This is a genomic window from Acidobacteriota bacterium (assembly GCA_016713675.1).
Taxonomy (GTDB): domain Bacteria; phylum Acidobacteriota; class Blastocatellia; order Pyrinomonadales; family Pyrinomonadaceae; genus OLB17.
Window position 1 is genome coordinate 2477845 of record JADJOS010000001.1, and the last position, 22708, is coordinate 2500552.

Sequence of the window (22708 nt, forward strand, 5' to 3'; positions counted from 1 at the left end):
CGAGCTATCAAAGGCGGAAACCCAACCGGTAGGGCGGGTGTTCCTGCTGCGGCATCATTGAGCACTGACCGACAGGAAGACACACGCCCTACTCCCTCCACCCCGCCCTTTGGGCACCCCTCCTCCGGCAGGAGGGGAGCACGTGTTTCTGCCTCAGGACGTCCACGCCAAGAGTGTTGGGCGAGATGGACGTGGATGGGCGAATGGGGAGTGTGGTCCGGTTGGTGGTGTTGATGGGTTTGCGGAGATCGCCATTTTCAGATGGGAATGATGGACGATGTTGGGGCTTTGTTGGAATTTGAACCGGGCGACAGGCAGCGACACTGATTTAGACAAGATTTGGAATTGTGGCTGGGCTTCTATTTATTGTCGCTGACCCTGTTTTTTCTTGTTGCAAGACCCCGAAAACACTGTCGCTAACCCCCTAAAAAACTGTCGCAGAACGTGATATTACAGCATTTTTATCAATTTTGTTGATCTATTTGTGGTACGTACCACAATTTGGACCAAACACATAAAAAAACACGATCGGTCATTTTAAAAAGGACCAAAGATCTACCGGTGGTAGGTGCAAAAATCTTTGGGCTCGGTGCCGGGGCGGAAGGTCTTCGCTTCTTTTTTGGGGCATTTGGCGGTCGCACGCGAGCCTGTCAGCGGACAGATGGCGACCGTCACGCTGCCGACGGTGTCGTCCCCGGTCGTTCGTCCGCCCGGATTCGACGGTGAGCCGTCCGGAGGTTCGACGCCGTCCTGCCAGGTCGATGAAACGGGTGTCGGCGAGGGCGTAGGGCGGCGGTCTTCGAGGTCGACGGCCGTCTCGTCGGTCGTGATGAGAGCCTTGTTCGGCACAGTGCCGGCGATGAACAGCTCAACGCGGCGAAACTCCGGCGGAACGTCGGTCACGTAGATCTCTTTTGGTTCTTCGGGCGGCGTTTCGACGAGTGCGGGGTCGACGTTTGTCTTTATCGGCGTCGGAGTTGGGCTCGGTTTGATCACCTGTGCTTCGACAGCGTCGAGTTCGCGGATCAGCTTGCCGTTGCGGACGTCTATCTCGCCCTTTCTCACGCCCGCAGGCATCGCCCAGTCGCCATTCCATTCGGGATGAAGGGCAAGAGCCTCTTTCATAAAATCCGCCCAGACAGGCATCGCGGAATCTGAGCCTTTCATTCCCAGATCGTCGTTATTATCAAACCCGACGTACACCACGCATACAAGCTCGGGCGTAAACCCGGCGAACCAACCGTCACGAGAAGTGCCTGTTTTGCCGGCAAACGCGGTCTTGCCCGGTACATTGCGAAATCCCCAGCCCTGAGCCTGTGCTGCCGTGCCGCGGTTTATGACATCTTTCATTATGTCGTCCATCACGTAGGCGACATCGGGGCGAATGACCGTCTTGCGGTCAGGCGTCGGCAACGCAACGGTGCGTCCATCGCCCTGTGTTACCTGCGTGATCGGCGCAGGCATCACACGGTCGCCCAAATTCGCAAACGTCGTGTACGCCGTCGCAACCTCAAGCGGCGTAGCCTCGGCCGTTCCGAGAGCCATCGATGGGTATGCCTTATCAACCTTTGGAAAACCGGCCTTGGCAGCCAGATTCATTACCTTTCCGATGTTCAACTGCATCGCAAGATCGACCGTGATCACATTCTTGCTTTTGACCAAAGCGTCACGAAGCGTTGTGTCTTTGTTAGAAAAGACATCGCCGAAATTTCCCGGCGTATAGCTATCCTGATTAAAGGTAAATGTTTTCTTTTCGTCCTTAAATATCGTCGCGGCCGTAAATTGCCGCGTCCCGCTGTCATATGCCGAGTTGATAGCGGCCGCATAGACAAAGGGTTTGAAGACCGAACCGGGCTGACGCTTAGCATCGGTCGCCCGATTGAATTGATTCGCCAGGTAATCGCGTCCACCGACCATCGCAACGATCTCACCGGTCTTCGGACGGATCGCTATCAAGGCAGCATTGAGATTGCCTTTCTCCTTTTTCGGGAAATGTTTGTCGAGAGCCTCGAGCCGTTTGTTGACGATCTCGTACGCCGCTTTCTGCAGATCAGGATCGATCGACGTATAAACGCGCAGATGCTGCACAGCTTCGGGATCGGCGACGACTTTGGGCAGTTCCTCGGTCACAAACTGCGAGAAATAGGGCATTCCTTGCAGATCTTTGCGGTTATCGATCTGTTTGAGGACGATAGCGTCGAGCTTTCCGACCGTAGCATTCTCAGGCGTAATGTCGCCGGTCTCGGTCATTGATTCAAGCACCTGATTACGGCGTTCTCTGACCTTTTCGGGGTGTTTATAAGGGTTATAGCGGTTCGGGCTGCGGATGATTCCCGCTATAAACGCGGCTTCGGATAGCGAAAGCTGCGACACATCTTTCCCGAAATAGGCATTTGCCGCCTCACCGACGCCATAGATCGACACACCCGATTGCTGGCCGAGATATATCTGATTCGCGTAGAGCGTAAAGATCTCTTCTTTGGTCAAACGCGTCTCAAGGATGATCGACATCATTGCCTCTTTGGCCTTTCGCTCGAGCGTCGGTTCGTTTGTCAGGACCGTGTTCTTGATCAACTGCTGCGTGATCGACGAACCGCCCTGATTCGACAAAGGCGTGTTCTCTTCGCCGTCGTAACGCCGCCAAAGAGCACGTGCGATGCCACGGAAATTGACACCATAGTGTTCAAAAAAGGCACGATCTTCGGTGACGGTGATCGCTTTGATCAGGTGCGGGGGCAGATCGTTGTAAGTGACGGTCTTACGGCGGCCATCACCTTCGGCAGCGATCGAACTGAGCATCTTAGGCTCAAGCCGTACCTCTTTTATCTGCTCATTCGTATTGATATCACCGATCGCAGCGACCGATTTTAGATCTTTCTTAAACTTAACGGCGACCGTCGGAAATACCTTTTTGCCATCGATCACACCGGTAACTCCCGGCTCGATATTTACGACATCACCCTCGGCAGAAACGGCATAACGACTTCGTGATGCGTCGGCCTTGTTGTTCTTTTCGATGTATCCTGCGGTCTTCAGATAATCTATCAGCCCTTGAAGCGAGATACCTTCATCGACCTTAAGCGTTTTCGGTGCCGAGTAAATGCCAGCAGAGGGCGTAAAGACCTCGCCGCTCAGCAGTTTGCGGTCAATGCGATCCGAGAATTCAAACCAGAAATACGTGAACATTAGAAACGACGTGATCAGTAGGATAAGAAACGCCACAAGAGTGTAGCGATTGAAGATCTTATTCAGGATGCGGCGGAACCGCGACGGAGGCGGAGCCTTGTAAACACTACCTCGACGCGCATTTACCCAGCCTTTCGGCGGCATCTTTGAACGAGTTGTTTTCGCTGGTAAGTTATCCTGCATCTACTGGTTGGAAATACGAAGACGAAATGAGATTATCATCTCGGCGGGTGCCTTTAATATTCTAGCGAGTATTGCCCCGTAATGTCGAACTAATTCTTGGCTATGACTGTCGGAATCCTCGCCACTTTAAGTCACATCATTCGCCGGCGGCTGGCATTTGCGGCAGTGATCGTCGGTTTCATTATTGTGGTCGGTGCATCGGGATTTCGATATTTTGAGGGATTCTCGTGGCTCGACAGTTTTTATACGTCAGCACAAACCGTAACGACCGTTGGTTATGGCGATCTGACGCCGGTCACTAAAGGCGGGCGGTTTTTCGCGATATTATTAATGTTGACCGGTGCCGGCACGGTTCTGTATGCCCTGACCGTGTTGGCTCAGGCCGTTATCCAGTCAGAAATGGTGCATGGTCTGGACCGCCGCCGGAAATTGAAAGAGATGGAAAAGCTAGAAGGACACTACATCGTTTGCGGAGCCGGTCGAGTTGGCCGACGGATCTTGCGCAACCTCGAACGCCAAAATCTGCCGCACGTTATAATCGAGCGCGACGAACATCGGCTAAACGAGGTCGATGACGGTGTTTCGCATATCATTGTCGGCGATGCAACGTCTGAGGAGAATTTGATCAAGGCAGGCGTTCGAAACGCAAAAGGGCTTGCAAGCTGCCTGCCTGATGACGCGGCGAATGTTTATGTTGTATTGACGGCCCGCGGCCTAAATCCGGCCCTGCATATCGTTGCGAGAGCCGTGGAGGAACAGGCGGAGCCGACGCTGATCCGGGCAGGAGCAAGCCGCGTGGTCGCCCCGACGATAATTGGCAGCCAATCGATGGCAAGAGCTTTGTTAAAGCCTGCGATCGCTGATTTTATGGACTCGATCGTAGCCGAATCGCTCGATCTTGTGTTTGAAGAGGTGGCGATCGACGCGGCATCATCGTACGCCGGCAAATTGCTCAAGGACACGAACATTATGAGCGAATTGAGCCTGATCGTCGTGGCGGTCCGTCGCAAGGACGGGGAACTGGCGTTTCAACCAAAAGGCGACACGATGATCGAGGACGGTGATCTCCTGATCGTTATCGGAAAGGCTGAATCGGTACAGCGTTTGGTCGAGGCAAATAGATAAGCAATGAGGACACTTGTCACTGGCGGCACCGGATATCTCGGCACGCACGTACGGCGTTTTCTTAATGCCGACGACCTTTCGCGACACTCGGGCCTCGATATCTTGGAAGCGGACGATGTTAAGGTCGTCGCTGATTATGACGTCGTCATACATCTCGCGGCCGAACTGAACAAATCGCCGGATGCCGCCGATCAAGTCTTCCGGACAAACGTCGAAGGAACGATCAATGTTCTCCGGGAAGTCAAAAAAGACGCGGTATTTGTTTTCGCATCGACCAAAGATGTTTACGGCAGGTTTGCCGATAATTTTTCTGAAGTGCCTGAAACTTGCCAGACCTATTATTCGGGGCAATCTGCCCTCGAATGGTCAAAACTGATCGCCGAGAGATACGTGGAATATTATGCAAATACGCGAAACTTTCGTTCGTGTATTTTTCGGCTATCGACAGTGTATGCACCACTGAGCGAAGGGAATTCTCCAAATTTCGTTGGCCATTATGTTGATGCGGTCAACAAAGGCGAACGATTGCGTCTGCCCGGAAACGGTTTGCCAAGACGTGACCTGCTTCACGTAGACGACTTTTCGGAGGCATGTAGTGCCTTTGCCGATTCGATCATTCGCCATGGCCTCTACAATCTGGGCGGTGGAGCACGAAATGCATGTTCGCTGCGAGATCTGATCACTATGATGGAAAAGGTTTCGGGTCTTCAGGCAGTCGTTGATGAAGAGAATCCGCTGCCGTCGCCCGCACCATTCAATTTTGTAACTGATCTTGGGCGTGTATCGCAGGAATTGGGTTGGACGCCCAAGATTTCTCTCGAGGATGGACTAAGAACGCTCTTTTAGCCGAATGCAGCCGAATATTAAGAAAATCCTTGTTCGCGGGGCCAACTGGATAGGCGATGCCGTTATGTCCGTTCCGGCGATGCGTGAATTGCGTCGGATCTTTCCGGACGCTAAGATCACGCTGCATACGCGTTCCTGGGCGGAAGGCGTTTTTCGCGACGCTTCATTCATCGACGAGATCGTGACATATGACAAGCATAAATGGGTGATCAAAGACATTTTGGATAACTCGCAGTTCCTGAGAGAAGATGGTTATGATCTTGCAGTGCTTTTTCCGAACTCGTTCGAATCGGCATTGACATCGAAAAGGCTGTGCTCGGCCGGGAAACAGTGATGCATAGTGTTCTCGACTCGACGATCGAGATCTCAGAAGAACGGCAATTTGCGGCGCGCGAACAGTTGACCGACTGTGGGGTCGATCTGTCGAAAAGGACTGTTGCCCTTGGTGTCGGTTCGACGAATTCGCGTGCAAAGCGTTGGCCGGCAGAGCGATACGCCGAGTTGAGCGATCGTCTGCAGGCGGAATTGGACGTAAATGTTTTGCTTGTTGGATCTAAGGATGAGGTGGATGTTGCCAAATCTGTCGCGTCATTGGCCTCTAATAAGCCGATAAGTATTGTCGGCAAGACAAGCATCGATGAGGTTGCCGCCATTTTTAGTGAGATCGATCTGATGATCTCGAACGATATGGGCCTGGCACATTTGGCTCCCGCAGTCGGCGCCCTGACCATTGTCCTATTTGGCCCGACAGATCCGGAAACAACCGCTCCGTTTTCCCGGAATTCGATGGTCATGAGAGAACCAGTGGAATGTTCGCCGTGTATGTTGCGAGAATGTCCGATCGATCACAGGTGTATGACCCGTATAACGGTCGATCGTGTATTTGACCAAGCATTTAGAACTATGGACACTAATCATCGAAATGATGCCGATGCTCTCAGCGAAATTCAATTGTTACACTAAATGACAAAATCGGCAATATTTATTGATCGTGACGGCACGTTGATCGAAGAGGTCAATTTTTTGTCGCGCGTTGAGGATCTGCGGGTATTCGAATTTTCGGTATCGGCAATTCGGGCGTTGAAAGATGCCGGATATCTGGTAATCGTGGTGACCAATCAGTCGGGTATAGGCCAGGGCATTTATACCGAGACGGATATGCATAAGATCCACGATCAGATGCAAATCGAGCTCGGAGGTGCGATCGACGCATTTTATTTTTGTCCGCATTTGCCGGACGAGGGCTGCATTTGCAGGAAGCCCGGATTAGGAATGATCGAAGCGGCGCAAGCTGACTTTGAGATCAACATAGAACGATCGTGGATGGTCGGTGACAAAAAGATCGATATCGAAACCGGATGGAACGGAAACCTAAGTACTGCAATGGTTTTGACCGGTTACGGCCCGAACAAAAGAAACTGCTCGAAGTGCAGCCAACGGTGATCGCAAATCACTTTGGGAATGCCGTGGAAGAGATATTGGGCCGAACAAGTACGAACTGAATCTGTTCAGACGCGGCCAAAGTCGTCGTCGAGCCTTATGATATCGTCCTCACCGAAATAGTCGCCGGTCTGAATTTCGATAAAGATGAGATTACCCAACGGGTCGGATTCTCGACGCGGTGTGCCGATTCTGCAGAGATATCGACCGGCCTCGCCGGCTCGGACTAGAATTTCCTTGCCGTTTAATGTTACTTTAGCAGTGCCGCGGACGACGAACCAGTGTTCGGCCCGTCGCGAATGCCGCTGATAGCTGAGACGCTTTCCCGGCAGCACTTCGATTCTTTTCACCTTGAAGTAATCACCATCGTCCAAAACGGTATAACTGCCCCAAGGGCGTTCGTCGTACAGTGGTGAAACGTCCTGTTCCGTTTGATTTGACATAAGGCTTAAACGGTCTGCATGAACAGTTTAGACGAAAAATCAACAACCGCAAATTCAAAGAAGATGCAGAGTATTCAGACTCTCATCATTGGACGGTTAATGGTGATATTCGTGCTGCTTGTGACGATCTGGATATGGAACAGCGGACGGCTGCAGTTGTCCTGGGAGATGTTTCCTCAAGGCTTGTTCCTGGTATTCCTAATTTCGGTCGGACTGACGATAGTTTATTTTTTCTTACTTCGCATTATCGAACGACGTTATTCACAGCAGGTGAAAATTCAATTCCTGTTTGACGCCTTATTGGTAACGTGGTTGGTTTGGCGAACAGGTGATCTTACTTCTCCTTATATAAGTCTCTATATCGTCCTGATCAGTGTTTCCAGTTTTTTTCTTCGGCCTTTATGGACCCTTTTTATGGCCGTAATTAGCGTTGCGTTGCTCACGACACTCGCGATGCTGTCCGTTAACGGGATATTTGAGTCAGCAATTTCTGGTCAGCCGACGGCGAAAGTGGTCCAGATCGTTAGCTTTCACGTCGTCGCCTTTCTGGTAGTCGGTTTACTTGCCTCGAGGTTGTCAGATCGTCGGTCGTCGGGCGAAGAACTCAAAGAAACGGCCGAAACATTAGCTAGTTTACGCGTACTTCACGAGCGAATAATCGAGTCTATCCGTTCAGGCCTAGTCACTACCGACCTTGATGGAAAGATCTACACTTTCAATGCGGCGGCAACCGAAATAACCGGTTACCGTGCAGAAGAAGTACGCGGCAGATCGATATTCGAGCTATTCGGGAACATCCACGAACCGATCAAATTGTCGCTTGAGGCCGTTTCCGCGGGCGACCAAGCTCCGCGATTCGAAGCTGACCTCCACACGCCGGACGGATTTGCTGTTCGCATTGGATATGGCGTTTCCGCAGTTGTTTTCGCAGAATAATCAAGCGACCGGCCTTATTATTACCTTTCAGGACCTTACTGAGATCCGTTCGATGGAAGAAAGCGTTCGAAGGAAGGATAGGCTGGCAGCGGTAGGCCGAGTGGCGGCCGGTCTGGCCCATGAGATTCGAAATCCACTCGGTGCTATGCGTGGCGATACAAGTGCTCGAATCGAGCACATCGCGCGGTTCAACTCAAGCGGAACTGATGGAGATAATTCTGAAAGAGTCTGATCGCCTGGAACAGTATAATCACGAATTTTCTCAACTATGCCCGTCCAGCGGCGACAAATTTCTCTGATATGGATGTCGCTGAAGCGATACGAGAGATGTTCAAACTGCTAAAGCATAGTCCCGATGTTCACGACGGTCATAATTTTATTGACGAATCCGGATCGGATCGCACAGTAATTGCCGCTGATGCGTCACAGCTGAAGCAAATATTCTGGAATCTGGCGTAATGCGATCCAAGCGATGCCCGACGGTGGGACGCTCAGGGTCAGGCTCGAGACACTACCTACCAACCGAGTGCGAATTGTTCTCGAAGATACAGGCCGCGGGATGTCTCAGGAACAGGTGGAACAATTATTCGAACCCTTCGCCAATTCAACCACCGGCGGCACCGGCCTCGGGCTTTCTATCGTTTACCAGATCGTCAAAGATCATAACGGAGCTATAAATGTCCGGAGCATTGAAGGAAGCGGCAGCGTCATAACGATCGAATTGCCCAGAGAAAATCGATCAGCAGGCGCTGAAATACCCGAAAAGGCCGATAATGCTGAAGGAACTACTAAATTAAAACAGTTTCTTAAGGTAGATCACGATTCGAACACAAAATCACCTTGAATTAAGCTCTTTGGATTTGTGAAAATGAAGATGGTCTAATTGGGCCGGTCCGTTTACGAACCTTAAATCAAATGGCAAATATACTAATTGTTGATGACGAGCAAAGTTACCGCCAACTGTTGAGCCTTGTTTTCGATAGCGACGGTCACAAGATCCGCACCGCGATGAATGGCCGCCAGGCTATCGAATTGCTGCAAGAATCGCCCGCCGACGTGATTATCTCAGATGTTAAAATGCCGGATATGGACGGCATCGAGATGCTCCGTGCTGTTCGCGAGACACTACCGGATCTCGGAGTCATCCTAATGACCGCATTCGCGTCGGTGGAAACTGCCAGAGAAGCATTCAAACTCAGTGCCGACGATTTCATTCAGAAACCGTTCGATGTAGAAGAACTAAAATTGATCGTTCGCAAGACGCTTGAGAAACAGGAGTTGATCGTTGAGAATCGAGCATTCAAACGGGCACAGCGAGATCGCGGCAGCATCAAGAACATTGTCGGCACTTCGTCGAAGATGGATTCCATCTTTCAGATGATCGAGACGGTTGCCGAAGTACAATCGACAGTTTTGATCACCGGTGAGAGCGGAACAGGCAAGGAACTTGTCGCACGTGCTATCCACGACCAAAGCCCGCGAGGCGAGCGTCCATTTATATCGATCAACTGCGGAGCATTTACTGAAACACTTCTTGAATCTGAGCTTTTCGGCTACGTCAAGGGTGCGTTTACCGGTGCTAATACTAATCGTAAGGGCTTATTTGAGGCTGCAGATAAAGGAACGATCTTTCTGGATGAGATCGGCGAGATGTCACCGGCAATGCAAGTCAAGCTATTACGAGTACTGCAAGAACGACGTGTGCGGCCGGTCGGTGCTCACGACGAATTGGTCATCGACGCGCGGGTCATTGCCGCTACGAATAGGGATCTCAAGCAAATGTCGGGCGACGGGACATTTCGCGAGGATCTGTTCTATCGAATTTCGGTTATTCCGATTCATCTTCCGCCGCTTCGCGACCGTGCCGAGGATATCCCTGAGCTCGTCGATCATTTCATGCGTAAGTTTTGCGATCAGAGCAAGAAAACGCTCACCCTGTCGCCGGTCACCATGCAGCTTTTGGAGAATTATGCGTGGCATGGGAATGTCCGTGAGCTGGAACATACGATCGAACGAGCGGTTGCTCTGGAACGCGGTGAAGAGATTCAACCCGAACGATTACCGGACCACATTACTAATTACAACCCGGAACGAATTAAGGCTGAGTTCGATCTGCCGGAAGACGGCATCAATCTTGTCAGTCATCTTGAAAACCTCGAAAAGACTTATGTCGTTGAGGCCCTCCGCCAAACTTCAGGAAATCAAACCAAGGCGGCGGAGCTTCTTCAAATGCCCGTCAGGTCGCTGCGACACCTGCTTGATAAGCACAGTATTCGTTCGCTATCAGCGCAAATGCGAACTTCGGACTGATCGAACAACGTTCGCTCTTCTAAATCTTAGGTTTCAACGGCATTATTGACATTTTTTGTCAGTTAATAGTTACCAAAAACTGTTATTTACCCCGTTTCTTCCCTCTCGCCTCACTGTATTTCCCACAGTTTAATACTGCATAAACCCCGTAAATAAGGCACTTATCTCTGTATGCGTGCAGATGTCACCGAATGGCACGCCGGTTGTATTAGATACGGCTGCCTGGAAAGGTACAACAGATTTCAAATATTTTAGGAGATTGTGAACTTACAAATGAAAAACCAAAAGGGCTTCTCGCTTATCGAACTCTTGATCGTTGTTGTGATCATCGGCATCATCGCCGCTATCGCTATTCCCAACCTGCTGGCCGCACGCCGCAGTGCTAATGAAGGTTCAACCGTTTCCGCTATGCGTACTCTGCGGCGCACAGATGACCTATGCTTCGACCTACGGTAACGGCAGCTATGCCGGTGTCGGTGCCAGCGGCACGACTGCTCTCTCGCAGCTCGGAACGAATGGTCTGATCGATGGTGTTTTGGCAACCGCAACCAAGAGCGGCTATGCTTACGTCGGCGGCAGCACTGCTGCAACTGCGACCACACCTGCCGTGTTCTGGTATTCGGCTATTCCGACATCCACGACCGGCGTGACAGCAACGGGTTCACGCAAATTCGGTGTTGCTACCGCAGGCGTCATCATGGCTGATACAACGCTCACGCACTTTGCAGACAGCGTCGCGGTCAACGCAGGTACACCACTCAGCAACTAGTTGCTTAGTGAATAAAACTGACGCGGGAAACATTTTAGCAATGTTTCCCGCTTTTGGTTTTAGGAAACGAAGATCTAAGAAGCGATCGCTTTAGGTCATGAGGTGATGGAGATCCGAACAGCGGATCTCCTTTTTCGATCTTGCCGCTCGTGGTAGAATCTCACTTCGAGGGTTCGAGCCTGAGATAACTGAATTAAGATCAATGTCCATTTTAGATCGAATTACTCTTCGCAGCAGTACCGGGAGCGGGATCGTGGCACTCGTTGTGCCGATCCTGCTTTCGGTTGCACTTTTGACGATCCTTTTCCCGCTTCCTCAGCCTACAATTCCGGTCAATTTGCCATTCAAGGCCGAAACAATGCTGACGGCAGCCTTATTGGTGATCCTTCTTTTTTACTCTGCGTTCCATCAGAGGTGACGGATTCGCTCAACTTCGATCAGATCTCATAGTTAGATACATTAGTTTCCCGATCGTGGGATTCATAGCGTGGAGCGGAATATCCTTCATTTGGGGGGCGTGGTTGACGGAGCGGCTCACCATACACTCCTTTGGTCGGTCTATCTCGTATATTTTCTTGTATTTACTGCCCTATTGGGGAACGATCCGAAGAACCGGTTCATAATATCGACGATCACAATTTTGAGCATATTCCTGGGCGTGCTTTGTTTGTTTGATTATTTGACGTTGGCGGATTTCAAGTTGAACGAAGGATATATCCGTATCCGTTATGGCAAATATGCAGAAATGCTCGCGGCGATCTCTCCCATCATGTGGGCTCTTTCTGTTTACGCGAATAAGCGTTCGCTAAAGTTCTTATTTGCGTGCGGGGCGATCCTCAGCTGGATGACAATAATGCTGTCACTCAGCAAGGGTGCGTTTCTAGGCGGGCTGCTCGGATTTATTTTCTTTTTTGTGGGCTCATTGGTCTTCTCTCCTCGGGTTTTTTCGACGGCGGATCGCAATAAGTGCGGTGATATGGGTCGTTTTTACCGTTGGGTTTCAGGATTTTTCTCCGTGACATCGGATGTGCCCGCGACGACGGATTATATTACCGGTGCCAATGATCCGACGCGAACGACCACCGCGTTTCGGGTCTTTTCTTGGGGACTCGGTGGTCAGATGTTTGCTGACAATTGGATCGTCGGTGCAGGGGCCGATAATTTTGGGATAAAACTCAACGCCTCTCGCATAAGATACCGACTGTCGAATCCAGACGACCCTAAAGATGAGCCCGGCGAAGATTACATTTTCGAACGAGCCCACAATGAACCGATACAGATCGCTGCCGAGTTGGGTGTGATCGGGCTTATCCTTGTTTTAGTGCCGTTCGTGATCTTTGGAGCTTACTTTGTCCGGACGTTGGTAAAAAAGCGGTACAGATCTTCGCCGATGTTGTGGGCGTCGGCAGCGGGAATGTGCGTTCGCGTTTAGTTCGATGGTAAGTTCCTTTTCGTTCAGGTCCGCCCAGAACGGAGTCGTCTTCTTTATGGTCTTTGCGATCGCCGTCAACGAGCTTTCAAAGAATGAGCGACGTTTGAGTGGATCGGCTCGTGGATTTCGCATTAAAGGGCCAATATATGCAGCGTTTTGGGCGATCACATTGCTGATGGGCGGTTATTGTTCTTCGAAGATAATTGCCGAATACAATGTCGACCAGGCTGAAAAGACCGGAGACACTGTCGTTTCTCATTACCACTATGACATCGCTCGTGCGTTGGCTCCGGAATATGCGGGACTACATCTATCTAATGCCGCCCGAAATACAGCCGACAATGAGCCGGACAAAGCAGCGATCAATACCCGCAGGGCGATCGATAACGGGATCGGGATGGCATTGACATACTCTTCATTAGCAAAACAGCAGATATTGGCAGGCCTTATGGACGAGGCCGAGGCAACATTTGAAGAGTCGTTGAGAGTTTATCCGCGTTCGATCTATCTCCGAACCGAGTACGCGGTTTTTCTCGAAAAGCAGGGCAGATCCGTTGATGCCGAGCGTCAGTTTCAGATCTCAAGAGATGTTGATCTGCGGAACGCAAACGGTTGGTATCATTTAGTGAAAAAGGGCAGCGTTGAGGCATACTACCTGGCTCAGACCGATGAGAACATTGCACCTCCGGCGGAACTTGTGCCGCAGGACGCGGTCCGAAATTATGTTGAACCGACGCCGGCCGCCAGTGAGGCCAATGAATAGATGTCGACTTGGCCGCTTGTTTGAGGGCTCAAATACGATCAAATTTGTGATAACATACGATTTGCGTTGACAGCCCTGGTCTGTCGTCAATGCGAACACTAATCAACTTCAACTATGCCTAACGAAGGAACAGGATTCCTGCCCCGGATCTTGACCATCGCGAAAAATGCGTTTCGCGAGGCCGTTCGTGACAGGATACTTTACAATCTGATCATTTTCGTTCTGCTGATCACAGCAAGTGCGATATTTCTCGGCGAATTGACCGCCGGACAAGAATCACGCGTGATCGTTAACCTCGGGCTTAGCTCGGTGCTGCTGTTTGGTGCCTTTCATCGCGATATTTGTCGGGGTCAGTTTGGTGTGGAAAGAGATCGAAAAGCGGACCGTATATTCGATCTTTTTCGAAGCCCATTGGTCGCGGGGAATTCATCATCGGCAAATATCTCGGGCTTTGTCTCGCATTGCTTGTAAATGTCGTGATAATGGGCATTGGCGTCACGCTGGCTCTCGTTTACGTAGGCGGCGGACGCTTGATCGGAAGGCGTTTGGGCGGCTGTTTTGCTGATCTTTCTGGAACTCACCATCGTTACGGCGGTGGCGATCATGTTCTCATCGTTTTCGACACCTGCCCTTTCGGCATTACTCACTTTCTTTGTATTTTTGATCCGGTCATTTCAGCTCTTCGCTGCTTGATCTTGCGACCAGTTTAGGCTCGAGATCGGCGGTGTGGCTTTTCACGGCAGTCTACGTTTTGCTTCCAAATCTATCCAATTTCAGTTTTATCGCGAACAGTGCCAACGGTGACGCGCCAACACTTGCCTGGATCGGAAGTGCTGCCGCGTATGCCCTCGTCTATGACGTAATTATCATGACGATAACAGGCGTTATTTTCAGCCGCCGGAATTTCAAATGATGAGTTCGAACGCATTCAGATCGGTCATATTGCCTGCCGTTATCATCGTCGCAGGATTCGCGGCAGTGATAGGGCTGAGCGGATATATGGACCGTAATCGACCGGAAATGCCCGCCGGTTACGATGACAGCGATCTGGCAATGAACGGCTCAAAGCTGAAAGGCTTTGCGCTTGGCTTCGAAGGCCTGATGGCGGACTGGTATTGGATGCGGTCGCTGCAGTATATCGGCGGCAAGATTGTGAATTCTAAGACCGATATCAACATCGACGACCTGCGCGAACTCAATCCACGCCTGCTCTATCCGTCTCTCGACAATGCGACCGACCTCGACCCGCATTTTACTGCGGCTTATGCGTATGGTGCCGTGATCTTGCCGGCGATCGACGAGGAAAAGGCCATTGCGATCGCTAAAAAGGGAATCGAGAACAACCCGAACGAATGGCGCCTGTACCAACATCTCGGCTACATCTATTGGAAGCTGAAGCGCTATGACGAATCGGCAGATATCTACGCAAAGGGCGCGCAGATCGAAGGTGCTTCACCGTTCATGAAGCTGATGTCCGCCGCGATGAAAACCGAAGGCGGCAGCCGTTCGACGTCACGGGCGATGTACACGCAGATGCTCGCCGATGCGCAGGATGAATCAGTGGCCGTTACCGCCAAACGGCGGCTGATGCAGGTCGATTCGCTCGACGACCGTGATGCGATCGACCGTGTGTTGGTAGATTTCAAGGAAAAGAACGCGGCAGATGTGCGAATAGTTTCGGCGAGGTCGGAGCGGTTCTGACCCAATTGAAGCTGCCTGACGGGCGATCGCTCAAGATCGATGGTGCACGACGGCTGGTCGATCCGAGCGACGTTCCGTATTTGCTTGATAAGGAGAATTGCAAGGCCACACTCGACCTTGAGAAGTCGCCGATCTCGCCATATTAGAGTTCGGGTCCGGAAATGTCTATGGAATACGCAGTCGAGATACAGAATTTATCAAAGGATTACGAGACCGGCTTTTGGCGGAAAAAGAAAGTGCGGGCTCTCGACGATCTGACGCTGAATGTGCGGCCGGGGCAGATCTTTGGGTTCCTGGGCGGCAATGGCGCGGGCAAGACCACGACGATCAAGACGCTGATGCGGCTGCAGTTTCCGACCGCAGGCTCGGCGAAGATACTGGGATGCGACATTGCGGACGTGCAAATGCATCGGCGGATCGGTTATTGCCCGGAGAATCCATACTTTTACGATTATCTGACCGCTCGAGAACTGATGGATTGCTTCGGTGAGCTGTTTGGTTTCGATAGATCGAAACGCGCGGCAAAGACTTCGGAACTGTTGACCGCTGTTGGGCTCGATGAGAAAGACTGGAAGAAACAATTGAGAAAGTTCTCTAAGGGAATGCTGCAGCGTGTAGGCCTCGCACAGTCGCTGATAAACAATCCTGAGATCGTGTTTCTCGATGAACCAATGAGCGGCCTCGACCCTGTCGGGCGAAGGGAGATACGCGAACTGATCGCATCGCTTCGTGACAAGGGAACAACGGTCTTTATGTCCACGCATATCTTGTCCGACATCGAAGCCCTGTGTGACGAGGTCGCGATACTGAGAAACGGAAAGCTTTCGGCGTCGGGCAACCTCAACGAACTGCTTAGCGGCGAAGACTCGCGGGCACTCGAGATCAGTATTCAGGGCGTCGCCGCAGACGCGATACGTGAAGGAATCGAATTCATCGCCGGTGCGACGTTCATCCCAAAACCGAACGGTGCGAACATACAAATACTAGACGAATCGGACATCGACGCCGTCCTAAACATCACACGCCAAAAAGGCGGCCGCCTCGCCTCGATCCATCCGGTCAAACAATCGCTCGAAGAACTGTTCGTACGTGAGTCGGAAGACAAGTAACATCGCGAGATAACAAGTTGCGGTAGCAAGGTATCAAACGAACATCGCGAGATAATGTTTTGCAGCAAGATACAAACAGCAGAAATAACTCTTTGCGGAAAGGAAATAACCTTGTGCGTAGACGAAATATCTCGCTGAACATCACGACATAACCAAATGCGGAAGCAAAATAACGTTTTGTTTCCGCATCTTTTCCATACGAACGACGCTCGATAACGCTTTGCCGAAGCTCGATCACTGACGATTTTCGCCCGCTAATCTTCGTATCTGACAAATTTCATGTCGAAAGTGCTTGCAGGGCAGCGATGGTAAGGTCGGCTTCATTCGGAATGTAGAGCGGATCGCCCTGATAAATGGCGATGATATTGTCGAGATGTTCGACACGCTGTGTGTAGCTTGTCTGAGCTGCCGAATGTGCGGCGTCGGCCTCGTTCTCGGGCGTGTTCGGATCGTCAACAGGTTTGGGCGATGCACGTTTGCCGTCGATCTTTCGCTTGAGGCTCTTAACATCGGCGATCGAGTTTTCAGCGGCTCCGGTCGAAGCGTAATAGTTCACCGAACGTGCGACCGTGGTCTGGAGCGGTGCGAAAACATTCTGCCGCGAATTGATAGAGGTCTTGCTGATGCCGAGCTTGACTGTCACGTCGTCCATCGCAGTATCCGCGAGCGAGAATGCCGCTGTCAATTGTGCGAGCTCGATCTGTGCATTTGACGGTTTGTAAACACTACCGTAGCCCGTGACAAACGAGATCAACGACTGGAAATTCTGCAAATTCCTAGCGTGTCCGACTTCTGACATGAATTTTGCTGAGTTTGTGAGGCTAATGTACCGGAAGTCTAAAGTCCGCCGTGGAAGCGTGTGAGCAGTTTGTCGCCTTGTCCAAAAAAGTACACCGATCACGCAGGATGCAAACGATCAGCTTTAACTAAAACATCCCAACCTCACCGTGCCTTACCAACAAACCCGGCTTTCCAGAGACCATTAAAAAATCAACGACGGAAGCATATCAGACGTGAGTTTTTAGGTGTCAAGCATTATTTAATGCGACTGGATTAAGGTCGAAAATGGATTATTTAAATTTAGGAGTTCGAGAATCTGGTTCACATATTGGAAGATCAAATTTCATCATGATTGGCATAGGAAAATCTACGCCAGTTAAAATAGCTTCGCCTTCTCCTAAAATTGGAAGGAAATCAAGAGTATTTCTGTTTGCCGAGCTACACGCATTAACGACTGCTTCTTTGTCATTATGATTTATCAATCTGTGAACTATGAATGTCCCCATTTGGCTCAAAGTGCCGAGAGGAATATCGCGTGGCATTTGAGTGGCTATGCAGAGAAATAATCCGTGTTTTCGACATTCCTTAGCAATCGAATCAAACGCATCAAGACTTACGGATTGGAAATATTCATCTTTGACAGACTTATTCAAGAACTGATTGCCTCGTCTGCGAAGAGTGTTAACGATTTTCTTTGAACTTCCCAGCTCTTGCGGCTAGCAGTAAATATCGACCTAAAAATTCGCTAATATTTCTCTAGATTGGAATTCAAACCCTACTTTCTCGAAGCCGCGAAGAAGATGCTTTGAATCATCGTTTAAGAAATCAGTGATGATCTTTGCACACTCTGAGTCATCGCCGCATGCTTTGTCGAATCCGAACACACCGTTAAACTTGGTGACCTGAATAAGCGTTTCCGTTCTGAGAAAGGGCTCGTGCTATTCTCAAATTCACGTTTGTCGATATCTCCCCATTTTTGTGATGTCGTTGCCAAAGTTAGCAGAGTCGTAGACACATTCACGTCACAATTGCTGAGCCAACTTGAGAATGTCAAAATCGGCGTTTTTCTTTTTCTATTTCCGCACAAATTCATTGTAGAAGTCGATCAGGGTTTCTTTGTCCTTTGGTTCTTTATGTAAATGCCATCGTTGATATCAATCATTGTGCGCTCTTCTCTGAGCAATATTCGCAATCTTTAGACTCTGTACGGCTTCCAATAAGATCGGTTGTTGAACTTGACCGGATGGAAACAAAAGGGCAAATAAGTCTGAGACCGTCAGGTTTTCGATAATGGAAAGAGTCTTCGCCAATTACGTTGCTCATGCAGTAATCGTTATTCTCGAAGCCTTTATATTCGCCAGTAGCATCTAGCAATATGGTCTTTGCACCAGCGTTAACTAATGCTTCAGTTAATTTGCTGACGGTAAAACTCTTTCCTCCGCCTGTAGTGCCGACGACCGCACAATGCCGTCCAAATATTGCTTGAAGTTTCAAGGAAACGGAGGTCAACGGATTTGAAATAAGCCGTCCCAACTTTGCCATCGGAACATCCCCGTCATCGTGTCGCTTACCAAAGGCGCTAAGATATTCCTGAACTAACTTCCCGGAGCTAACAAATACCTTCGCTCCAATATTTGGATAAGCGTCCAAACCCATACTAATCTCGAAGGGTTTGAATAAATCGAAAGACAGTAAAATCTCTATTTTCCCCGTGGGATGAAATCGCTGGTCTGAAATGCCTTCTCGTTCAATGCGAGTCGTTCACTTTCGGGAGCGAAAGTTCAGTGAGACGGCCTAGATAGCCATATCGATCACCTTCAACTACTACAAATGCACCGACAAGGCCTCATTAAAATCTTGACCAAGGTGTAAATCCGTTCAGCAAGACGGACGTAGGAAAGTGCACCTTAACGTACTGTGGTGAGACCTGACTAACATAGCCTAAGAAATAGCTATGGTCGAATGGATTAATTTTGTGCGTCATTCAGTTTAAACCTATTCTCTGATTCCGTTTCAAATCCATAGGTCTGGATTTCGGGAAACCACTTTGCAAATTCTTCGAATTTTTCATCAATAATCATCACTCTTTCTGAAGACTTTGCTTGTTCGATGTAGGGCAAAAAGCAGAGTATTTTCTGGATTGATATTCAGATTTACGATTATCAATTGAAATCCGGGATTCTGGTCTAGTGCTTCATTAATTGCAACATTGACGTGTTTGTCATTAAAACTATACCCAATACAGACCAAAACAGTGCTGTCAGGCCGAATGCTTTGCTGAAATCTTGCCATCATCTCAAAGAATGGCTGGTCATAGGAATTCTCGTATTTTGATTCTCGCGGAAATATCATCAACGGCTTTGCCGGAGTATCGTTTATCTGAATTCTTCCGTCATTATCTTCCCAATTCAGCGAACCATGTAGCTTATAAAGATGAAACAACCTTGAGATGAAACTGTCCTCATCCTTCATTCGACTCTTTCTCTCTGGACAATGTCAAAGTCAAACTGACGACCGCTAAACTCGCGTGGACTCAAAAAAGAAAATCCATCTAATACCACGGACTGGATTAAATTTGCTGCCTGTTCAAATAACGTATCGTAATTGAGGGTAAAGACTTTGACGCGAGGAAACGTGACTTTTCGTTGAGTTATCTTGTCGAGGAAAGTTGCATGAGGAAAGTCATTCTTCTCCTTCGGGCCCTTCAAAGTGCACTTTTCAATAATCAGCGAAAAAAGGCTTGTTCTATGTCCTTCAAGCTCAGCAACCTTTTTCTGCGTTTTGTCCAAAATTAATATGTCCATCGACCTTGGATAATAAGGTTTCTAGGTTCTTTTCTTGGATGTCATGCCCGACATCAGAACATAGTTTTGTAAAAGCCTCGTTAGTTAGTTTTGCGTCTGCCGCATCCCATAACTGTGACATCAACAAGCCCTGGTTTTCGTCAGCACCAATTCCAACTGATGTTCCGGCTCCCGAAAGGATAATAAGATTTTTATCTGTTTACGAAAAAATTCTTGATACTGTGTTCGGGATCTTTTTCTTCCCCTAAGTCGTCAAGATCCTCGCCAGCGTGCCTTTCGGTTACATTCTCATTGTCCAGAAAAATATTTTGCTCACCATTAACGTCGTCTAACGCGATGGATCGTTGGCCGTGTAGAAAGAAATATTTCATTTTAATTTTAGTTACCAAGTCAGAGTCTAATTCATCTTCTCCAGAAGGTAACTCAAGAAGTTGAATCGAAGCGATGGCCTTTCCGGCGATTCCTCTAATTGAACCATGCATTGCAATTGTATTTTCGAGAACCTTTTCAATCCTTTTTTCCCGTTTCTTCCATTGAGCTTTTGCAGCTCGTTGTTCGGCGAGTAAGTCAGTTTGCATTTCCGTGAATCCTTCGACAATTGCCTCAACTCTCATCTTGAATTCGTTTCCAGTGAGAAAGGAATACAACATTTCCATCTTGTCCCCTTTGTTCTCCTGACTTGTCATCGCCCCGTCAAGTGAAGTTATTGTTTCTCTTAGAACCTTACTCAATCCTTTGAATTCATGATATGAACAAACCCATACGCCATCGATCAAATCCATCCGATCTACGCCGACGGGCATCGCTTCAGTCACGAGTACGCCAAAAGTGGCTCCTTTCTCACGCATGTCGGACTTAAACTTTTCAATCCACGATTTCTGAAAGTCCTTCGTCCTCTTACTTTCAAAGTAGATGGAACCAAGGTTCTGCTTTCCGTGTATGCACCACCTGCAAACAGTCAGCTCCTCTCGCCCCTTTCTTAACTTCTTCAATCGTGTCCAGACGAAATGTTTCCCGTAGGAACTCTTCGATTGCAAGTTCCTGAACTTCACCTTGCAATTGAACCGAGCCTTGCTCAAGCTTACGTTTCATTTCCGCGACTTGCTCATTCGCAACTTCAACCTTTCTGTTAGCCTCACGAAGCTTCATTTCAGCGGCATCGTTAGCGGTTTTCTGAGCCTTCTCAACCTCTTCCTGAAGTTGAGTCGTCATCAATTTGGAGTATTTGAGCTCTAGTTCTGTTTCTTGAGTATTTAGTTGCTGTTTGAGTCTTTCGTTTTCAATTGAAATCTTTGACGAAGCAGCGAGTTTCTCACGTGCCTCGGCGAGATCGAAAAGGAGGGCGTTTTTTTCCACCTCGGTTTCACTTTGAATTTTCTCGCGCAATTCTTTCTCGCGCTCTGCGGCTAAGGCTATTGCTTTTTTTTCTATCTGTTCGGCGATTTCCACTTCTCGTTCTCGAAGCTCCTGCTCTCGCTCATTAAGCAAGTCTTCTTTGCCCTTATATTGTTTTCAATATTGGTAATGTCTTCGTTGTATTTTTCACGAAATTTTTCTTCGATACCGTGGGCAAGAACGTCTTCAACATTGAATTCGTTACCGCATTTAGGACAGATGACGGCTGTGGTTTTACTCATTGCGTTGGTCTACTCCTCGAAATATTAACTGGCGAACAACACTTTGGATTAACGGTGACATTAAACGGGGAACAAGTAATTCTTGTCTTGATTTCCTTGAGCCATGTGGTTAACTCACAGTATTTTTGTTGTGTGGAAGATAGTATCCGTGCAAAAGCAAAAATGTAAAGACTTATTTAAATCGGAAGTAAACCTGAAATAAAACTATTTACAGTCATCGTTCAATTGTTTAACATACGAGTTATCCAGAAAAGGACGCTTTTATTTGCCCGGAGGCGAGATTTATGGAAACCATTACGTTTTCAGAAACAACGCGCGTGGAACAGATCAACCGTGTTGTGACGTTCGTTCAAATCTTTTTCCGACAAGAGAAGGACTCACTATATTCAAAAAGTGTTGTCAAGAAGCATGTTTTATATTTAATTGAGAAACATGGGGAACAGATTTTGGAAGACGATGGCGAATTGTTGATCATGTCCGCTAGCAAATCCGCACAAGAGCTTGAGAGACTTCTCGAAGAACCGAATCTGAAAGCGTGGAAGGAACCAAGAACGAGAATCTATCAGCCTGGATTGTTCGAAGAAACTGAAAGCCTATTTAATGGCCACCGCAAATTCTCAGGTGAAACTATCGATGCGATGATCATTCATTTAGCATCGAAAGGTAAAAACCTCAATCCGACAAGGCTTAACAAACTGCTTTTCTATAGTGACTTTAGTTATTTTAGAAAAGCGAAGCGCGGCATCTCAGGAATTGAATATGTCGCTCTCAAATATGGCCCTCTGTTTCCAAATTACGATAACACGTTGAGGACTCTGGAGAAGAAAGGTGAGATCAGAGTAAAGAATATTACTTCAAAGGGTAAACCGGCTCGAATAATCCTGCCGAAAAAATCATATCGTCCCGAAACAAGTAGTTTAAGTGCCGTCAATTGAGGTTCTTGGAATGGGTTATCGAAGAAATATGATCATCTAACCACCGAAGAGCTAGTTCTTCAGTCCCATCGAGAAGATGCATTCTGGAACTCTAATTTCGGAGAGTCAATCAGCTATGACCACGCTCACAATCTCGTCTTCGAACCACCCGATTCTCTTCTTGATCAATAGTCACTAAGATCTGTTTCGCAGGTTTCGCCTGTCTTAAGGTGGGGCTTGTGCAAACTACATTAGATTAACCGGGTCGATCTCGACGTTGATTGTGCGGAGGTCGCAGCCTTGGTGTTCGGCGTCGAGGAGGGCGATGTT

General features: G+C 48.9%; 27 protein-coding genes and 1 pseudogene. 19 read left to right on the plus strand and 9 right to left on the minus strand.

Annotated features, from left to right (window positions below; translation table 11 throughout):
- Positions 1-555 precede the first annotated feature (555 nt).
- Positions 556-3330: a PBP1A family penicillin-binding protein gene (locus IPK01_11285; GenBank protein MBK7934058.1), complete on the minus strand. Its 2775-nt coding sequence runs from the start codon at positions 3328-3330 to the stop codon at positions 556-558.
- Between the two features lie 141 nt (positions 3331-3471).
- Here IPK01_11285 and IPK01_11290 point away from each other — a divergent pair, with 141 nt between their 5' ends.
- The 5 genes from IPK01_11290 to IPK01_11310 are packed head-to-tail and all read left to right on the plus strand — an operon-like array spanning position 3472 to position 6783.
- A complete protein-coding gene (locus IPK01_11290; protein MBK7934059.1) occupies positions 3472-4494 on the plus strand; it encodes a potassium channel protein in 1023 nt (340 codons plus the stop codon).
- Positions 4495-4497: 3 nt separating this feature from the next.
- A complete protein-coding gene (locus IPK01_11295) occupies positions 4498-5340 on the plus strand; it encodes an NAD(P)-dependent oxidoreductase (protein ID MBK7934060.1) in 843 nt (280 codons plus the stop codon).
- 4 nt (positions 5341-5344) lie between these two features.
- Positions 5345-5674 (plus strand): glycosyltransferase family 9 protein, encoded by a 330-nt coding sequence (locus IPK01_11300; protein ID MBK7934061.1) that lies wholly within the window; start codon positions 5345-5347, stop codon positions 5672-5674.
- Entirely contained in the window at positions 5674-6303 is a 630-nt protein-coding gene (locus IPK01_11305) for a glycosyltransferase family 9 protein (protein MBK7934062.1), read from the plus strand. The genes IPK01_11300 and IPK01_11305 overlap by 1 nt, the downstream gene beginning before the upstream one ends.
- Positions 6304-6783 carry an HAD family hydrolase gene (locus IPK01_11310; GenBank protein ID MBK7934063.1) on the plus strand — a complete coding sequence of 160 codons (480 nt, stop codon included), beginning with the start codon at positions 6304-6306 and terminating at the stop codon, positions 6781-6783.
- Positions 6784-6848: 65 nt separating this feature from the next.
- On the opposite strand, the gene IPK01_11315 is transcribed toward IPK01_11310, so the two are convergent.
- Positions 6849-7223, minus strand: a complete 375-nt coding sequence (locus tag IPK01_11315) for a phosphomannose isomerase type II C-terminal cupin domain (protein ID MBK7934064.1) — start codon at positions 7221-7223, stop codon at positions 6849-6851.
- A gap of 18 nt (positions 7224-7241) precedes the next feature.
- Between IPK01_11315 and IPK01_11320 the strand changes: the two genes are divergently transcribed.
- The 13 genes from IPK01_11320 to IPK01_11380 all read left to right on the plus strand — a co-directional run bounded on the left by IPK01_11320 (position 7242) and on the right by IPK01_11380 (position 16243).
- Positions 7242-8159, plus strand: coding sequence for a PAS domain S-box protein (locus IPK01_11320; GenBank protein MBK7934065.1), 918 nt, complete (start codon positions 7242-7244; stop codon positions 8157-8159).
- Positions 8160-8631: 472 nt separating this feature from the next.
- Positions 8632-9003, plus strand: a complete 372-nt coding sequence (locus IPK01_11325; protein ID MBK7934066.1) for an ATP-binding protein — start codon at positions 8632-8634, stop codon at positions 9001-9003.
- A gap of 71 nt (positions 9004-9074) precedes the next feature.
- Complete coding sequence (locus IPK01_11330; protein MBK7934067.1) at positions 9075-10469, plus strand: sigma-54-dependent Fis family transcriptional regulator; 1395 nt, start codon at positions 9075-9077, stop codon at positions 10467-10469.
- A gap of 273 nt (positions 10470-10742) precedes the next feature.
- Positions 10743-10925, plus strand: a complete 183-nt coding sequence (locus IPK01_11335) for a prepilin-type N-terminal cleavage/methylation domain-containing protein (protein ID MBK7934068.1) — start codon at positions 10743-10745, stop codon at positions 10923-10925.
- Positions 10900-11238, plus strand: coding sequence for a hypothetical protein (locus IPK01_11340; protein ID MBK7934069.1), 339 nt, complete (start codon positions 10900-10902; stop codon positions 11236-11238). The genes IPK01_11335 and IPK01_11340 overlap by 26 nt, the downstream gene beginning before the upstream one ends.
- Before the next feature lie 202 nt (positions 11239-11440).
- On the plus strand, positions 11441-11656 hold the full coding sequence (locus tag IPK01_11345; protein MBK7934070.1) for a hypothetical protein: 216 nt from the start codon (positions 11441-11443) through the stop codon (positions 11654-11656).
- Positions 11657-11725: 69 nt separating this feature from the next.
- Positions 11726-12670, plus strand: a complete 945-nt coding sequence (locus IPK01_11350) for an O-antigen ligase family protein (GenBank protein MBK7934071.1) — start codon at positions 11726-11728, stop codon at positions 12668-12670.
- A 4-nt stretch (positions 12671-12674) separates the two neighbouring features.
- The gene (locus IPK01_11355) at positions 12675-13433 is read left to right on the plus strand and encodes a hypothetical protein (GenBank protein MBK7934072.1); all 759 of its coding nucleotides are present in this window, start codon (positions 12675-12677) and stop codon (positions 13431-13433) included.
- Positions 13434-13547: 114 nt separating this feature from the next.
- A complete protein-coding gene (locus IPK01_11360; protein MBK7934073.1) occupies positions 13548-13904 on the plus strand; it encodes a hypothetical protein in 357 nt (118 codons plus the stop codon).
- Between the two features lie 253 nt (positions 13905-14157).
- Complete coding sequence (locus IPK01_11365) at positions 14158-14346, plus strand: hypothetical protein (protein MBK7934074.1); 189 nt, start codon at positions 14158-14160, stop codon at positions 14344-14346.
- Positions 14343-15134 carry a hypothetical protein gene (locus IPK01_11370; protein MBK7934075.1) on the plus strand — a complete coding sequence of 264 codons (792 nt, stop codon included), beginning with the start codon at positions 14343-14345 and terminating at the stop codon, positions 15132-15134. The genes IPK01_11365 and IPK01_11370 overlap by 4 nt, the downstream gene beginning before the upstream one ends.
- 5 nt (positions 15135-15139) lie before the next feature.
- The gene (locus tag IPK01_11375) at positions 15140-15280 is read left to right on the plus strand and encodes a hypothetical protein (GenBank protein ID MBK7934076.1); all 141 of its coding nucleotides are present in this window, start codon (positions 15140-15142) and stop codon (positions 15278-15280) included.
- A 21-nt stretch (positions 15281-15301) separates the two neighbouring features.
- Complete coding sequence (locus IPK01_11380) at positions 15302-16243, plus strand: ABC transporter ATP-binding protein (GenBank protein ID MBK7934077.1); 942 nt, start codon at positions 15302-15304, stop codon at positions 16241-16243.
- A 277-nt stretch (positions 16244-16520) separates the two neighbouring features.
- On the opposite strand, the gene IPK01_11385 is transcribed toward IPK01_11380, so the two are convergent.
- From IPK01_11385 to IPK01_11415, 7 genes and pseudogenes are all read right to left on the minus strand, one after another.
- Entirely contained in the window at positions 16521-17042 is a 522-nt protein-coding gene (locus IPK01_11385; GenBank protein ID MBK7934078.1) for a hypothetical protein, read from the minus strand.
- Positions 17043-17313: 271 nt separating this feature from the next.
- A pseudogene (locus IPK01_11390) lies at positions 17314-19007 on the minus strand (ATP-binding protein).
- A gap of 86 nt (positions 19008-19093) precedes the next feature.
- On the minus strand, positions 19094-19495 hold the full coding sequence (locus IPK01_11395; GenBank protein MBK7934079.1) for an SIR2 family protein: 402 nt from the start codon (positions 19493-19495) through the stop codon (positions 19094-19096).
- A complete protein-coding gene (locus IPK01_11400) occupies positions 19492-19827 on the minus strand; it encodes a hypothetical protein (GenBank protein MBK7934080.1) in 336 nt (111 codons plus the stop codon). The genes IPK01_11395 and IPK01_11400 overlap by 4 nt, the downstream gene beginning before the upstream one ends.
- Positions 19828-20018: 191 nt before the next feature.
- Entirely contained in the window at positions 20019-20819 is an 801-nt protein-coding gene (locus tag IPK01_11405) for a DUF2130 domain-containing protein (GenBank protein ID MBK7934081.1), read from the minus strand.
- Entirely contained in the window at positions 20731-21276 is a 546-nt protein-coding gene (locus IPK01_11410; GenBank protein ID MBK7934082.1) for a DUF2130 domain-containing protein, read from the minus strand. The genes IPK01_11405 and IPK01_11410 overlap by 89 nt, the downstream gene beginning before the upstream one ends.
- The gene (locus tag IPK01_11415) at positions 21255-21464 is read right to left on the minus strand and encodes a hypothetical protein (GenBank protein ID MBK7934083.1); all 210 of its coding nucleotides are present in this window, start codon (positions 21462-21464) and stop codon (positions 21255-21257) included. Before IPK01_11415 ends, IPK01_11410 begins: the two co-directional genes overlap by 22 nt.
- A gap of 284 nt (positions 21465-21748) precedes the next feature.
- Here IPK01_11415 and IPK01_11420 point away from each other — a divergent pair, with 284 nt between their 5' ends.
- Complete coding sequence (locus IPK01_11420; GenBank protein MBK7934084.1) at positions 21749-22399, plus strand: SocA family protein; 651 nt, start codon at positions 21749-21751, stop codon at positions 22397-22399.
- Positions 22400-22708: the final 309 nt, after the last annotated feature.

Excerpts from the sequence above, each read along its gene's own strand:
- IPK01_11420 (MBK7934084.1), top strand. The coding sequence starts at position 21,749 with ATGGAAACCATTACGTTTTCAGAAACAACGCGCGTGGAACAGATCAAC.
- IPK01_11345 (MBK7934070.1), top strand. The coding sequence starts at position 11,441 with ATGTCCATTTTAGATCGAATTACTCTTCGCAGCAGTACCGGGAGCGGG.
- IPK01_11325 (MBK7934066.1), top strand. The coding sequence starts at position 8,632 with ATGCCCGACGGTGGGACGCTCAGGGTCAGGCTCGAGACACTACCTACC.
- IPK01_11395 (MBK7934079.1), bottom strand. The coding sequence starts at position 19,495 with ATGAAGGATGAGGACAGTTTCATCTCAAGGTTGTTTCATCTTTATAAG.
- IPK01_11335 (MBK7934068.1), top strand. The coding sequence starts at position 10,743 with ATGAAAAACCAAAAGGGCTTCTCGCTTATCGAACTCTTGATCGTTGTT.
- IPK01_11370 (MBK7934075.1), top strand. The coding sequence starts at position 14,343 with ATGATGAGTTCGAACGCATTCAGATCGGTCATATTGCCTGCCGTTATC.
- IPK01_11340 (MBK7934069.1), top strand. The coding sequence starts at position 10,900 with ATGACCTATGCTTCGACCTACGGTAACGGCAGCTATGCCGGTGTCGGT.
- IPK01_11315 (MBK7934064.1), bottom strand. The coding sequence starts at position 7,223 with ATGTCAAATCAAACGGAACAGGACGTTTCACCACTGTACGACGAACGC.
- IPK01_11400 (MBK7934080.1), bottom strand. The coding sequence starts at position 19,827 with ATGGACATATTAATTTTGGACAAAACGCAGAAAAAGGTTGCTGAGCTT.
- IPK01_11285 (MBK7934058.1), bottom strand. The coding sequence starts at position 3,330 with ATGCCGCCGAAAGGCTGGGTAAATGCGCGTCGAGGTAGTGTTTACAAG.
- IPK01_11330 (MBK7934067.1), top strand. The coding sequence starts at position 9,075 with ATGGCAAATATACTAATTGTTGATGACGAGCAAAGTTACCGCCAACTG.
- IPK01_11295 (MBK7934060.1), top strand. The coding sequence starts at position 4,498 with ATGAGGACACTTGTCACTGGCGGCACCGGATATCTCGGCACGCACGTA.
- IPK01_11385 (MBK7934078.1), bottom strand. The coding sequence starts at position 17,042 with ATGTCAGAAGTCGGACACGCTAGGAATTTGCAGAATTTCCAGTCGTTG.
- IPK01_11380 (MBK7934077.1), top strand. The coding sequence starts at position 15,302 with ATGGAATACGCAGTCGAGATACAGAATTTATCAAAGGATTACGAGACC.
- IPK01_11300 (MBK7934061.1), top strand. The coding sequence starts at position 5,345 with ATGCAGCCGAATATTAAGAAAATCCTTGTTCGCGGGGCCAACTGGATA.
- IPK01_11355 (MBK7934072.1), top strand. The coding sequence starts at position 12,675 with ATGGTAAGTTCCTTTTCGTTCAGGTCCGCCCAGAACGGAGTCGTCTTC.
- IPK01_11290 (MBK7934059.1), top strand. The coding sequence starts at position 3,472 with ATGACTGTCGGAATCCTCGCCACTTTAAGTCACATCATTCGCCGGCGG.
- IPK01_11305 (MBK7934062.1), top strand. The coding sequence starts at position 5,674 with ATGCATAGTGTTCTCGACTCGACGATCGAGATCTCAGAAGAACGGCAA.
- IPK01_11320 (MBK7934065.1), top strand. The coding sequence starts at position 7,242 with ATGAACAGTTTAGACGAAAAATCAACAACCGCAAATTCAAAGAAGATG.
- IPK01_11415 (MBK7934083.1), bottom strand. The coding sequence starts at position 21,464 with ATGAGTAAAACCACAGCCGTCATCTGTCCTAAATGCGGTAACGAATTC.
- IPK01_11310 (MBK7934063.1), top strand. The coding sequence starts at position 6,304 with ATGACAAAATCGGCAATATTTATTGATCGTGACGGCACGTTGATCGAA.
- IPK01_11360 (MBK7934073.1), top strand. The coding sequence starts at position 13,548 with ATGCCTAACGAAGGAACAGGATTCCTGCCCCGGATCTTGACCATCGCG.